The 14205-nt window shown below is 65.2% G+C and carries 10 protein-coding genes; 4 read left to right on the top strand and 6 right to left on the bottom strand.

From position 1 onward, the window contains the following. The first annotated feature begins 148 nt into the window (after nucleotides 1–148). Together ABIC09_RS04780 and ABIC09_RS04775 are read left to right on the top strand one after the other, a co-directional pair. Entirely contained in the window at nucleotides 149–553 is a 405-nt protein-coding gene (locus ABIC09_RS04780) for a hypothetical protein (RefSeq protein WP_354108558.1), read from the top strand. A 174-nt stretch (nucleotides 554–727) separates the two neighbouring features. Next, on the top strand, nucleotides 728–2530 hold the full coding sequence (locus tag ABIC09_RS04775; RefSeq protein WP_354108557.1) for a peptidoglycan-binding protein: 1803 nt from the start codon (nucleotides 728–730) through the stop codon (nucleotides 2528–2530). A 120-nt stretch (nucleotides 2531–2650) separates the two neighbouring features. Here ABIC09_RS04775 and ABIC09_RS04770 read toward each other — a convergent pair whose 3' ends face one another. From ABIC09_RS04770 to ABIC09_RS04745, 6 genes are all read right to left on the bottom strand, one after another. Next, nucleotides 2651–5236, bottom strand: coding sequence for an EAL domain-containing protein (locus ABIC09_RS04770; protein ID WP_354108556.1), 2586 nt, complete (start codon nucleotides 5234–5236; stop codon nucleotides 2651–2653). 157 nt (nucleotides 5237–5393) lie between these two features. Next, nucleotides 5394–6686 carry an MFS transporter gene (locus ABIC09_RS04765; RefSeq protein WP_354034219.1) on the bottom strand — a complete coding sequence of 431 codons (1293 nt, stop codon included), beginning with the start codon at nucleotides 6684–6686 and terminating at the stop codon, nucleotides 5394–5396. Nucleotides 6687–6692: 6 nt separating this feature from the next. After that, the gene (locus ABIC09_RS04760; RefSeq protein WP_354108555.1) at nucleotides 6693–7679 is read right to left on the bottom strand and encodes a hydroxyacid dehydrogenase; all 987 of its coding nucleotides are present in this window, start codon (nucleotides 7677–7679) and stop codon (nucleotides 6693–6695) included. Nucleotides 7680–7691: 12 nt separating this feature from the next. Then, the gene (locus ABIC09_RS04755) at nucleotides 7692–9551 is read right to left on the bottom strand and encodes a TRAP transporter large permease (RefSeq protein WP_354108554.1); all 1860 of its coding nucleotides are present in this window, start codon (nucleotides 9549–9551) and stop codon (nucleotides 7692–7694) included. Between the two features lies 1 nt (nucleotide 9552). Further along, nucleotides 9553–10584 carry a TRAP transporter substrate-binding protein gene (locus tag ABIC09_RS04750; RefSeq protein ID WP_354108553.1) on the bottom strand — a complete coding sequence of 344 codons (1032 nt, stop codon included), beginning with the start codon at nucleotides 10582–10584 and terminating at the stop codon, nucleotides 9553–9555. A gap of 361 nt (nucleotides 10585–10945) precedes the next feature. Then, entirely contained in the window at nucleotides 10946–11389 is a 444-nt protein-coding gene (locus tag ABIC09_RS04745; RefSeq protein ID WP_354108552.1) for a DoxX family protein, read from the bottom strand. Nucleotides 11390–11485: 96 nt separating this feature from the next. On the opposite strand from ABIC09_RS04745, the gene ABIC09_RS04740 reads away from it, so the two are divergent. Further along, nucleotides 11486–12406 (top strand): LysR family transcriptional regulator, encoded by a 921-nt coding sequence (locus tag ABIC09_RS04740; protein WP_354034225.1) that lies wholly within the window; start codon nucleotides 11486–11488, stop codon nucleotides 12404–12406. A gap of 128 nt (nucleotides 12407–12534) precedes the next feature. After that, on the top strand, nucleotides 12535–14013 hold the full coding sequence (locus ABIC09_RS04735) for a caspase family protein (RefSeq protein ID WP_354108551.1): 1479 nt from the start codon (nucleotides 12535–12537) through the stop codon (nucleotides 14011–14013). Nucleotides 14014–14205 lie beyond the last annotated feature (192 nt).

The following is a 14205-nucleotide window of genomic DNA, read 5'->3' as shown; positions in this document are numbered from 1 at the left end:
CGCTAAACCGTCGCAGTCAGGGGAACAAGCGCGACGCGATCTATGAGCGCGGAACAGCGGAACGCGCGCTCTCGCGAACGTGCGTTTGCAACTTTTGCCCATCGTTGATGTTGGCACGACATTACAACACCAACCGGGAGGAAAGCACATGATGAAGAAGACCGCGCTGGTTCTGGCAACCGTCGGCACGCTCGGCTTGAGCGCCGTGGCAGCGCCAACGCCCGCGGAAGCCCGCTGGCATGGCGGCTTCGGTCCAGCGCTGGCAGGCGGATTGATTGCAGGCGCGATATTCGGCGGCCTGGCCTCTTCCGCTTACGCGTATGGTCCGGATTACGGCTACTACGGATACCCCCGCTATTACGACGGCGATTACGCACCGGCGTACTACGGCGGCTACGAGCCGTATTCCTGGGGCGGCCACACCACGACCTACTACAGCACTGGTTATGCCCCGGCCTATTACGGCTACCGCTATCGCCGCGTCGTGCGTCCGGCCTTCGCCTATTACGGCGCACCGTTCCCGCGACGGCACTTCTATTACCATCGTTGGTGATGTGAAGCGGCAAGATGGGGCCGGCGCCGGCCGCTGGGCCCCCGATATCAAACACCAGGTCGATGCCTCCGGCTTCGACGGAGAGAGCACGAGCGGTCGCGGCGCGACGAAGCCGCGCAACAGCAACCAGGCAAACCCAAGGAGCAAACCCAGGGAGATTGAAGGGAGATTGAGATGACCATTGGAAAGAACAAGTTTCTGCTGACTACAGCGGTGCTGCTGGCCGGCGTCAGCCTGGCGTCGGTGCAAGGATCGGCGCAAGGCATGCGTGAAGGAGCCGGCGGCGGAATGAGCGCAGGCGGAGGAGCCGGCGGCAGCGCCAGCGGTGGTGCTGGTGGTGCTGCGGAACGCCCCGGCGGCGCGACGTCGCACGGTGCAGGTGGCGCCTTGCACAGCGAAGGCTCGCACAACCAAGGAATGACGCAGGGCCGCGCCGGCGGCCGGGCCGAGGGGCCCTCTGCGGCGCAAGAGAGCAGCCGGGCCTCCGACAAGGGCGACAAGCAGACCATGGGCCGCGACCGCGACAATTCGCGTCAGTCGCAATCCGAGCACCAGAAGCAAGGCAAGGAGCAGACGGTCGGTCAGTCGCCCGGCGGTCGCGACCGCGCGTATCAGTCCAAGTCCGAGAGCGACAAGAGCGGACAGAAGGACCAGACCGTCGGACAGAGCCGCAGCGACCGCGACCACACACGTCAGTCGCAAGGCGCAGAGCAGAACAAGAGCACGACCACGGGCGCCAATGTCCGGGACAATGCCCAGGATAAGAGTGCGCAAAACAAGAATGCGCAAGGCAAGAACGCACTAGACAAGAATGCCCAGGGCAAGAATGCCCAAGGCAAGAATGAGCCGGGTCAGACCACCACCACGACCGGCGCGAACACCAGGAGCGATGCTCAGAACAAGAACGCGCAGGATCAGAGCAAGACGACCACCGGCGCGAACACTGGCAGCAACGCCCAGAGCCAGAACGCTCAGGGCACAACGACCGGCGCCAACACGCAAGGACAGGCCAACGCCCAGGCGCAGACAGCGGGCGGGGCCACCCAGAGCTTGTCCGGCCGCGTGCAGGTGAACGCACAGCAGCAGACGCAGCTGCAACAGTCGGTGCTGAGCTCGCGCAATATCGAGCGCGTGCGGGTCAACAACAATGCGATCAACTTCCGCGTCGATGCCGGCGTGGTCGTGCCGCGGAACATTTCCGTGGTTTCGGTCTCGGCTTTTCCCGTGCTGATCGACATCTATCCGGACTACCGCGACGACAGCTTCTTCGTCGTGGATGACGAGATCGTCGTCACCGACCGCAGCCGCCGGATCGTCGACGTTATTCCAGCGGGCCCGCGGACGCACTATGCCCACCGCGGCAGCTCCAGCGGCGGCAGCAGCAGCGTCGCTGCACTGAATCTCAGCCCCGACGAGATTCGCGTCGTTCAGCGTGTCCTGATTCAACGCGGCATGCTGTCCGGCGAAGCGGACGGCGTCCTCGGACCCGATACGCGCCGTGCGCTGATGACCTTCCAGAGACAGGAAGGATTCCAGGCCACCGGCTCGATCGATACCCGCACCGTCGCTGCGCTTGGCGTATCCAACCAGATCAGCGCTACCCAGGGCCAGTCGACGACCGTTGGCCAGGGCGGAAGCAACCAGTCGATGCCGCAGAACACGACCGGGCAAGGCACCGGCGAGAGCAACGCGCCGGTGCAGCAGAACCAGACCACGGGTCAGGCTCCGCAGAACCAGCCGTCCACAACCGGCCAGGCTCAGCAGAACCAACCGGCAAATTCGGGCGAGGCCAATACGAATCGCCCGTCGGGCCAGACCACGGGCCAGGCTCCGGCCCGGAGCAACAATCAGAGCAACAACCAGGACAACAATCAGTCCACCAGTCAACCCAGCGCCAACCAGAGCACGCAAACTGAACAAACCAACCAGAACAATGCCCCGCCGCCTTCGACGTCAGGGCCGCCGGCCAAGCAATGATCTAGCCGGCACCGCGCTTGGAGCCCCGCCATTTGGCGGGGCTCTCTCACGAACGTTCACCGAAAATCCTACGATCTGCTGCCCGCAGCCCGCGAGCAGCTTTTTTCATTCGAGAGGCGATTAAGCCAGCCGCTTCACCGCGGCCGCACCCGCCGGCTTGATAGCGAGCCGGCCTTGCATCGCCCTCGCCTGCGCGGCGCAGTGCTCGATCAGCCAGCGCTCGAAGGCGACGGGGGCGAGCGCGGGGGCATAGAGGAAGCCCTGCACGACGTCGCAGCCAAGCTCGGCCAGCATCTTGCGCTGGCCTTCGGTCTCGACGCCTTCGGCGACGACGGTCATGCCGAGGCCCTGGCCGACGCGCACCACGGCGGTGGCGATGGCGAGTGCGCCGGCGTCCTTCTCGATGTCGCGCATGAAACTGCGGTCGATCTTGAGCTCGCGGATCGGCAGCTGCGCGAGGCGGCTGAGGCTCGAACAGCCGGTGCCGAAATCATCCACGGACAGGCCGATGCCGAGCGCGCGAATCGCGTGCATCGTCTCGAGCGCGGCGGCGCCGTCCTGCATGAAGGTGCCTTCGGTAATCTCCAGCATCAGGGCATCCGGCGGCAGCTGGTATTCGGCGAGGACGTCGGCAAGCCGCGCGGCCAAGGTGACGTTGCGGAAATTGAGCGGCGACAGATTCACCGAGACGGAGGGAATGTTGAGCCCGGCGCGGCGCCAGCTCGCCATCTGCCGGCAAGCCTCGCGCACCGACCACAGCCCGATCTGCTCGATCAGGCCGCATTCTTCGGCGAGCGGAATGAATTTTGCCGGCGAGACATCGCCGAGCTCCGCATCGCGCCAGCGCGCCAGCGCCTCGACGCCGTGGATGGCGCCATCGTCACTGCGGATCTGCGGTTGATAACTGAGGCTCAGCGCATTGTCGGCAATGGCGCGGCGGAGTGCTGCGATCATCGCCAGCCGCTGCTCGGCCAATCCGTTCATCTCGGCGCTGAACATGCGATGGGTCGATCGGCCCGCCTGCTTGGCCATGTACATGGCGGCGTCGGCCTGCTGCATCAGCGTGTCGATATCGGTGGCGTGGTCGGGATAGAGGCTGATGCCGATGCTGGCCGACATCGGCATCAGCTTCGATCCGAGCCGCAACGGCGCGGCCAGCGCTTGGGTAACGTCGGCCGCGACGCGCGTGGCGCTCTCGGCGTTGCGGTTCGGCAGCAGAATGACGAATTCGTCGCCGCCGAGCCGGCCCAGCATGTCCTCGGGCCCGATCTGCTCGCGCAAACGCTGCGCGAGCTGAATCAGCAGCTCGTCGCCCGCGGCGTGACCGAGCGTGTCATTGACGTCCTTGAAATGATCGACGTCGAGGAAGGCGAGCGCAACGTGGCTGCCAGTCGGACAGGCATCGATCGCGGTGGTGATCAGGTGCCGCAATTGTGCGCGGTTGGGCAGCCCGGTGAGGATGTCGTGATAGGCGAGCCGCGCAATCTCGGCGCGCGCTTCCTTGCGCTCGATCGCGAAAGCGCCGAGGTTGACGCAGGCATCGACGATGCGCCGGTGCCAATTGCTCGGCGCCCGCGGCTCACAGAAGTAGAAGGCGAAGGTGGCGATGACGCGGCCGTCCTTGGCCTTGACCGGCGTCGACCAGCAGGCACGCAGGCCGATTTCGAGCGGCATGGCCTTGTAGGGCTGCCAGCGCGGATCGGTGTCAAGATCTTCAGCCAGCACCGGCTCGCCGTAGAAAGCGGCGGTGCCGCAGGAGCCGACATTGGGGCCGATCGGGATGCCGTCGAGCGCACGGGAATAATCCTCGGGCAGGCTCGGGCCGCCGAGCGGATGGATCAGTCCGGCGGAATCGACATGGAGCAGCGAGCAGACGACATCGGGCGCGATCTCTTCGACGCGGCGGCACAGCCGGTCGGCGATCTCGGCGATCGGCACCTCGTCGGCCAGCGCGCTCGTGATGAGTTGCTGGAGCGAGCGCAGCTGCCGGGACTCGGTGATGTCCTCGAGCAGCGCGAAGATGTGCTTGACGCGGCCCTTCTTGTCGCGGAAGGCGTCGACCCGGGCGCAGACCCAGATCTCCTCGCCGTCCCTGGTGTAGACCAGCGTCTCGACCTCGCCGCGCCGGCCTCCGTCGAGGAGCCGCTTGACCAGCTTTGCAATGCCGGTGCGATTGGTATGGCAGCCGGCGATGAGCTCGCCAGCGCGCCGCCCCTCGGCTTCCTCGCTGGTGTAACCGAACAGCGTCGTGAAGGACGAATTGACGTAGCGGATGTTCTGCTCGACGTCGGTGATGATCACCGCGCGATTGGTCTGGTCGGAGACCGCGTTGAGCAGCCCGATCCTGACGCGACGCTCGGCATCGGCCGTGACGTCGCGCGCGAACACGATGTGATGGGTCGCGCCGTCGATCGTCGCCGACGACAGCGCGATCGTCGCCTTGATCCGGCTGCCGTCGCGCCGCACCAGGCTGATCTCGTCGCGAAAATCCGCGATCGGATCGGCCTGAAGGCATCTCAGCGAGAGAATTTCGGCATCGCGGCCGAGGACATCGGCGCGTGCGAGCTTCCATATCCGCTCGGCACCGGCGTTGAAGTGCGTGATGCGATGCGCACCATCGACAATGACGATGCCGTCGTCGGCGCATTCGAGCGCCGCGCGCAGCACGTCCGGCATTTCGGTCACTGGGCAATCGGAGGCGGACATCGTTGGGCTCGGCAGCATCAGGAAAATGCGGCAATCGGCCCCAAGCTAATGCTCCGATGGTGTCCAAGGCGTTTTTGCAACCGGCTCGCGCTCCGCCAAGCCGCGACATGCTTAACATTCCGCGAAAGCGGCGCCGGTAATGCGGTGCGTACGGAACCTACTTTGCAGCTTGGAGCTTGTGCAGCCGCCCGGCCACGGCCCGCACCTTGCCCGGGGAGGCCTGCCAGACCGACAGCGCCGACAGCAGGCTGACGACGATGGCGATGCCGAAGGCGAGCGTGTAGTCGCCGGCGCGATCGTAGAGCAGGCCGGTCACCCACGGGCCGGCCGCGCCACCCGCCAATGCCGCGAGCATGATCATGCCGAAAATGCTGCCCTGGTGCCGGCCCTGAAAAATCTCGAACACCACCGCGCCCATGATCGAGGTGAGGCCGTAACCGAGCGCGCCTTGCGTGAACACCATCAGCCAGACCAGCCAGAACGAGGGTTGGAACTTCAGCGCCATCAGCGCCGCGAAGCAGATCGCAAAGCCGGCGCAGCTGATCGCCCACACCCATTCCCGCCCGATCCGGTCGGAGATATGGCCAAGGAAAATCTGGCCGGGGATGCCAAGCAGGCTGACGGCGCCGAGCGCCCAGACCGCAACGCTCGGGCTGAAGCCGATGTCGAGCAGGAATTTCGTTTGGTGAACCTGCACCGCGTACCAGATGTAGAGGCCGCAGAAATAGCCGAGCGCGATCCACCAGAAGCGTGCCGTCGCAACCGCCCGCCTCAGCGTCCAGTCGGTGGCGGCCCAGACGGGGTCGACGATGTTGGAGACCGGCCTTGCGGTCCCTGCGGCCGGCGCCGCGTCGCCGTCGGGCTGAAGGCCGATGTCTTCCGGGCGCTTGTGCAGGAGCAGGTTGATCGGCGCCAGCACGATCAGGATCATCAGGCCCATCGCGGTGCAGGCGGTGCGCCAACCGGTCTGCTCGATCATGTGCTGTACCCATGGCAGCAACGTCATCGAACCGATACCGACGCCGGCAAAGGCGATGCCGATGGCAAAGCCGCGCTTGCGGATGAACCAGTTCGGCAGGAACAGCGATTGGCCGGAATAGCCGAGACACACCGAGCCGGCGCCGACCATGACCCCGATCGTCAGATAGAGATGCCAGGGCTGGCTGGTGAGAGGCGCGAGCAGCAGCCCCCCGGCCATCAGCAACACGCCAAGCTCCATCACGGCGCGCGGTCCCGCGCGATCCATCAGCCGTCCGATCAACGGACTGGCCACGCCGGATGCGACGAACCCGAAGGAGAAAGCGCCCGCGGTGACGCCGCGTTCCCAGCCGAATTCGGAAATGATCGGCGGAAAGAACAGCGAGAAGGAGGTGCGCGCGTTGACACCGATCGCCATGGTGACGAACGTCACCGCAACCACAATCCAGCCGTAGAAGAACGGAAGCCGCATTTTTGTTTATTTCATCCCGGGCCGCCGCGTCCAGCGGTCGGCGTTGACGGCACCCTGCGGGGCCTCGCCCTTGATGATGGCGTTGACCTGCCGCACCGTTTCCAGCGACTGATATTCGATCGCCTGCGGCGTCAGGCCGCCGACATGCGGCGTCGCGACGACGTTCGGCAGCTTCGCCAGTTCCGGCGTCGGCATCTGGTCGGGCGCGCGGCCGACATCCATCGCAACGCCAGCGATGCGGTTCTCCAGCAGCGCCTTTGCGAGCGCGGCCTCGTCGACGAGATTGCCGCGCGAGAGATTGATGAAGACGGCGTGCTTCTGCATGCGCGCCAGTGCCGCCTCCCCGATCATCTTCTCGGTCTGCTCGTTGGCGATTGCGAGGCAGACGACGTAGTCGGAAGCCGCCAGGAGCTCGTCGAGGCCGAGTTGCTTGATCGCGCCGTCGCTGACATCAGCGAAGGGATCTGAGACCAGCACCTCCATGCGCATCACCTTGGCGATCTCGGCGAGATAACGACCGATGCTGCCATAGCCGATGATACCGATTGTGCCGCCGGCGAGCTGACGCCCCATTCGCGCCTCCGGCTTGCGGCCGGCATGGTAGTCGGCGCTGGCCCGCGACACGCCGCGCGACAGGTCAACCATGAAGCCGACCGCGAGCTCTGCAACCGCCTGCACGAAGCCGGGACCGGCACGCGTCACCAGCACGCCGGCCTGCGAGGCGGCATCGACATCGACGTTGCGGATGTCGACGGCGCAGCGGACGAAGGCACGCAGGCGCGGCAGTTGCGCAAATATCTCGCCGCGCCCTTCCGTCATGCGATCGGCGACGATGATGTCGGCGTCCTTTGCCGCGTTCACGAGGCTTGCCGCATCGAGCGCCCGGTCGTCTTCGTGCAGGATCACGTCCGCAATCGCCCGCAGGCCGCTCAGGCTGCGATCGCCGTAATAATTGCGGCGCATCTCCGGCGTGTGGGCCAGCAGGACTTTCACGGCGACACTCCCTCAGTAGCCGAACGCGCGCGGCAACGCGGTCGAGAGCCATGGTACGAAGGCGATGACGAGCAGGCAGAGAAACAGCAGGCCGAGATAACCCAGGATCGGCTTCACCGTCTGCTCGATTGGCACGTTGCCGATCAGGCAGGCGCCGTAGAGCCCAAGCCCGAGCGGCGGCGCAAACAGGCCGACGCCCATCGCGATCACCAGCACGACGCCGAAATGCAGCGGATCGATCCCGAGCTGCACCGCCACGGGAAGAAGCAGCGGGCCGAAGATGATGAGCGCAGCCGCGCCTTCCAGCACCGAGCCCATCACGATCAGCACGGCGATCGCGAGCAGGATGAACAGCCAGGTGCCGCTCGTTTTGGACAGTCCCAGCATGAAGTCGCCGACCGCGTGCGGCACCTGCTGCAAGGTCAGCGTGAACGCCAGCGATTGCGCGGCGGCGACGATGAACAGCACCAGCCCGGCTCGCGTCGCCGCCTGAATGAAACTATGCGTCGCCGATCTGAAGCTGAGCTCGCGGAATACGACGCTGCCGACGACGAGCGCGTAGGCGACCGCAAAGGCCGAGATCTCGGTTGCCGTGGCAAAGCCGCTCTTGAAGCCGAAGAAGATCATGAAGATCAGGCCGAATGAGGCGATCGCGCCGCTCCACAATCCTGACACCGGCACTTGCGGCTCGATTTCCTCGGCGGTCGCCGGCGTCTTGCCGAAGATGATGGAGAAGGCGATCAGCACCGCCGCCATCAGCGCCGCCGGCAGCAGCCCCGCCATGAACAGGCCGCCGATCGACAGGTTCGCGACAAAACCCAGAATGATCAGGTTGATGCAGGGCGGAATCGTCTCCGCCATCACCGCGGACGCCGCGAGCAGGGCCACCGCGCTGCCCGGATTCTGCTTCGAGCGGCGCGCCGCCGGGATCAGCACGGAGCCTACGGCCGCGACGTCGGCCATCTTCGAGCCCGAGATGCCGGAGAACAGCACCATCGAGGCCACCATCACCACGTTCAAGCCGCCGCGCATGCGGCCGACCCCGCGCTGCAACAGCTCGATCAGGCGCACCGACATGCCGTTGGCTTCCATGAGATAGCCAACGAGGATGAAGAACGGGATCGCGAGCAGCACGAAATTGTCGATGCCGCGCGCCATCTGCTGGGCGAAGATGACACCGGGCAGCGCGCCCTCGACCCAGATGAAGATCAGCGCGGCCAGCGCCAGCGCAAAACCAATCGGCAGGCCGCCGAACAGCGTGGCAAAGAAGCCGATCAGCATCAGCACGCCCGCCGACGGCACCGAGGACGGCGACAGATAATCCCAGGCGAGATAGAGGACGGTCACGACGCCGACCGCAACAAGGCCTCTCATGATCTCAGGCAGCGGCCGTGCGCAGAGATGGTCGATCGCGAACACCGTCATGAACAGCGCGCCGACGCCCATCGGATAGAAGGTCAGCTCCAGCGGCAGGCCGGAGCCGGTGGTCTGTCCCGCCGTCAGCGAGCCCAGCTTGATGGCGTTGTAGGCGACGTAGCCGGAGATCAGCACGACGAGCACGGCGCTGGCGGCGTCGACCAAGGTGCGTAGCCGCAGCGCCAGCAGATCGTGGAAGAAGGACACGCCGACATTCTCGCCGCGCGCGAGCGCACTTGCCGCGCCGAAGAAGGCCGATCCGACCATCAATCCGCGCGCGACGTCGTCCGACCATTCGACCGGCGCGTTGAAGCAGAAACGCAGCAGCACGGATCCACAGACGACCGCGAGATCGGCGGCCAGAAGGATGGCCGCGATCGCGTCGCTCAGGCGAAGCAGAAGGGCGATGCTTCCGTGGCGACCGCCCGCGAGCGGCACGGCTTCTGTCACCGCCATCTCAGGCTTGAGTCGAACGAATGATGTCGATGACGGCCTTGGACTCCGGGCGCGCCTTGATGAAGTTCTCAATCTGCGGCGCCACGCGCTTCTTGAACGCCTCGCGGTCGCATTCGGCCACGGTCACGCCCTTCTCGGTCAGAGCCGTCAGCGCTTCCTTCTCGACCGCAAGCCCATGGGCCCGCGTGTCGATCGCGGCCTTCTTCGCGGCGTCGAGAAACCCCTCGCGCAGCTTCGGATCCATGCGGTTGAAGGTCATGTCGCTGAAGTAGACCGCGAGCGGCGAGAAATTGTGCTGCGTCAGCGCATAGAACTTCGCCGTTTCGAAGAACTTGCTGGCGAGGATCGTCGGCGGATCATGCTCCAGGCCATCGAGCACGCCGGCCTGCAACGCCGTGTAGATTTCGCCGAACGCCAGCGGCGTCGCCGCTGCCCCCATCAGCCGCAGGCATTCCGTGATGACGGGATTCGGCAGCGTCCTGATCTTGAGACCGGCGAGATCCTCCGGAGTCTTCACCGGCTTCTTCGCAAAGACGCTGCGCGAGCCGAAATTATAGGCCCAGGCGATGATGCGGATGTTGCTGCCCTTGAGCAGCGCGTCCTCAATCGGCTTGGCGGCACCGGCGTCGAACGCCTTGGTCTGCTGCGGGAAGCTCGAGAACAGAAAGCCGAGGTCGTAGGTGCCGACCAGCGGCACCAGATTAGCCGAGATCGACGAGCCCGACACCATGAGGTCGATGACGCCGAGCTTCACCGAATTGATGACGTCGATCTCCTGACCGAGCTGATTGTCCGGGAAGAAGGCGACCTCGACCTGCTCGCCGAGCCCGTTGCCCTTCAGATTCTTGACGAGGTTGTCGTAGTAGACGCGGCCGTTGGCGAATTTCGGATCGTTCGGCAGCGAGGAGGAGCATTTCAGCTTCAGCGTCGCGGCTTCGGCGCGGCCGATGATGGCGGGAGAGAGCACGAGGCCGGCGGTCACTGCCGTCGACGACTTGATGAACGTGCGGCGGCTGACGGGCACGATGCTCATGGTGTCTCTCCCCGATATTTTTGTTCGCGGCCGCGGTCATAGCCATGGCCTGTTGCGCGAACTCTATGGCCAAAGCGACGGGGCAGGCAAGGGTTGCGGCCGGCGCAGCCGAGACGGGAGGAGAGCAAGGCGTGCCGGCAGAGATTGCAGCGAAAGGGCTATGTCTGCCGGGGTTTTCGATCTTGCCGCATCGCGACCGAACAGCTGGCTCCGCAAGATCGACGCGGATCGATCCAATTCAGGTATGGATCAATGCCGAACACAGATTGATGAGCTTTGGCTGCTGCACACACGTTGGCAGGTAACAAAAAGCTGCGGGACCGTGATCCCGCAGCTCTCGCGTTGCAATGATGCGACGACGTCAGCGCGACGACGCGACGCTCAATTGTCCATTCGCCGCCTCGACATCGCGTGAGAACCGCAGCGCGAAAGCGCCATCGCCGAGCAGAGCCTGCGCGGCCAGCGCGATCGCCCAGAACGCGGGGAATTCCCAGCCGCCCTTCGGATTGGTGAAGAAGAAGCCGGCGGCGCCGTGCACCGTGAAGATGGCTCCGAGCAGGATCGGAATCCCGGCCAGCGCCGCATAGCGAGTCCAGACACCGAGGATGAGAGCGATGCCGCTCAGCACTTCAACCGTCATGATGAGATAAGCGAGCTCCGGCGGGAAACCGAGGCTGCCAAAGAATTTTGCCGTGCCGGCCGGGGTGAAAACGAACAATTTCAGGCTGGCATGGGCCAGGAACAGCGCGCCCAGCGTCACGCGCAGCACCAGCGCGGCGTAGGGAGCGGTACGGGAATCGATCATGGTGGTCTCCATTGTTGGCCGCACCTATGATCTATTCTTATTAGGATGATAATCGGCTATTCTGAAAATATACTTCACACCAATGGAGTGAGATAGATGCTCGACCGGCTGACCAGCCTGGAAGTCTTCGCCAAGGTGGCGGCGAACGGCAGCCTGTCCGGTGCGGCCCGAGCGATGGGCCTGTCGCAGACCATGGTCACCAAGCACGTGGCCTCGCTGGAGGCGCGGCTCGGCATCAAGCTGTTCCACCGCACCACGCGGCGGCTGTCGATCACCGAAGCCGGCCGCCTCTATCTGGAATCCTCCGAGCGGATCCTTGCCGACATGGAGACGGCCGATGCCGCCGTCGCGCGGGAGCGCGCCGAGCCGCGCGGATTGTTGCGGGTCAACGTTCCCGTCGTGTTCGGCACGCGGCAGGTCGCGCCCCTCATGGCAGACTTCTCGGAACGCTACCCCGAGGTCATCATCGAGCTCGGCCTCAACGATCGCCTCGTCGACCTCGCCGAGGAAGGCTGGGACCTCGCGATCCGCATCGGACGCTTGCGCGACTCCAGCATGGTGGCGCGAAAGCTCGCGCCAAACCGCCTGGTGGTCTGTGCCGCCCCGTCCTATCTGGCAAAGCACGGCACGCCGCGCACCGTCGCCGACCTCGCCGCGCATAATTGTCTCGGCTACACGCTCACGCAGCAGGGCAGCGCCGCGGAATGGCCGTTCGGCGTTGATGGCGAGATCCGCATCCAGATCAGCGGCACCTTGCGCGCCAACAATGGCGATGCGCTGCGCGCCGCGACGCTGGCCGGCCTCGGCCTCGCCCGGCAGCCGACCTTCATCATCGCTGACGATTTACGCGCCGGCACGCTGGTCGCGCTTCCGCTCGATCAGCCGGAGATGCAGTCCTCCGCGGTGCATGCCGTCTACCTGCCCGATCGCCGGCCGCCGGCGAAGGTGCGCGCCTTCATCGATTTCCTCGCCGCACGCTTTGCGCCCGTTACGCCCTGGGACCGTGGGCTATTCTGACGGCGCACCCCGGCAGTCGCGCTGCCCAATTTTGCCGCAGCGCCTACGTGATCCAGTGCACAGACAGGGTCATGGCGCGCAACTAGAAAAGGTGACATCCTCGCGCCATTTCCAATGGAGGTGACACCATGCGCCGTCCACTTCTTTGTAATTTGATTGTTGCCTCCAGCCTCCTTGCGCTTTCGCAATTGATGACACCGACAGATGCCGCGGCCGAAGCGCGGCTTGCGCTGGTGATCGGCCAGTCCGCCTATCGCACGGTGCCGGAGCTACCCAACGCCGCCAACGACGCCAAGGGCATGGCGGAGCTGCTCGGCAATGCCGGCTTCAATGTCACCACGGCGCCAAACCTGTCACAGAACGAGATGCGCCAGACGATCTCCGATTTCGCCGGCAAGGTCAGCGCCAGCGGCGCCGATACCGTCGCGCTGGTGTTCTATGCCGGCCACGGCTTGCAGATCGACGGCGAGAACTATCTGGTGCCGGTCGATCTCGATCCCAAGCGCGAGGCCGACATTCCGCTCCAGGGCGTGCGGCTGAACGATCTCCTCAACACGCTCGGCGCGCTGCCGACGCGCGCGCGCATCTTCATGCTCGATGCCTGCCGCAACAATCCGTTCCCCGCGCTCAGCGGCGCCGGCCACGGGCTTGCGATCGTCGACACCAAGGCCGGCGCGCCCGGTTCCTTCATTTCCTATTCGACATCGCCCGGTGCGGAAGCCGAGGACGGCTCCGGCGCCGACAGCCCCTACACAACCGCGGCTTTAACGGTTGCCAAGCAACCGAACATCCCGATCGAAGAGGTATTCAAGCGCATTCGCATCTCAGTGGCACAATCGACGGACGGGCGGCAGATCCCTTGGGAAAGCTCGTCGCTGACGACCGACTTCAAATTCTTCGGCGACAGCAGCGGCCAGCCTCCTGCTCCGGGCGCAAACGCGATGGCGCTCGCCAGCGCCACGCGCAGTGTCGCGGACTGGCGCAAGGATTTGCAAGGCAAGGATGCCAAGGTCGCTTATGACCTCGTGATTGCCGACGACACCGTGGAAGCCTATCAGGCGTATGTCGAGCTTTACGCGCAGGCCTCCTACACGCCGCGTCTGCGCACCGTGCTGGAGCGGCGGCGCCAGATGCTGGCGTGGGACCGTGCGGTAGCGATCAACACCCGCGCCTCCTTCGAGGCCTATCTGGCAAATTGGGACAACAGCGATCTCGCCGCGACCGCGCGCCGGCTGCTGCTCCGCGTGCAGAACCGCAATTACAGTTTGCCCGTCGCAGCCGCTGCGGTCCCTGCTCCGATTGCCGTCGCGCTGGCGCCGACCTGTCCGTGCACAGCGCCGTCGACCCCGGCGACGCCGATCAATCCGATTGTCGCGCCTGTCATCAAGAAGCGCGTCGACGACACGCCGCCGAAGCGCAAGGTCGTCGACACGCCGCCGAAACCGCGCCGGCCGCCGCCTGACGAGGTCGTCGAGCGCGCCCCGCCGGGGCCATCGCCTGAAGCCGTCGGCGTCGGGATCGGTCTCGGAATTGGTCTCGGCATGGGCATGGGCGGCCATGGCGGAGGCATGGGACGCGGCGGCGACTACAACCGCGGCAGGTACTGAGGCTCCCGCGAGATACGGAGGACACATCTCTCCTCCGTCATTGCGAGCGCAGCGAAGCAATCCAGAGCCTTTCCGCGGTAGGATTCTGGATTGCTTCGCTGCGCTCGCAATGACGACGGATGTAGAGAATTTACGTCTACCGACTCCCAATCCGGAAATGCTGTAGTCTGATCGACCGACGCACGCTTCCGG

This window comes from Bradyrhizobium sp. S3.12.5 (genome assembly GCF_040548225.1).
Lineage (GTDB): Bacteria > Pseudomonadota > Alphaproteobacteria > Rhizobiales > Xanthobacteraceae > Bradyrhizobium > Bradyrhizobium cytisi.
Note: the sequence above shows the minus strand (reverse complement) of the source record. Positions and strands in the feature narration are given on the sequence as shown.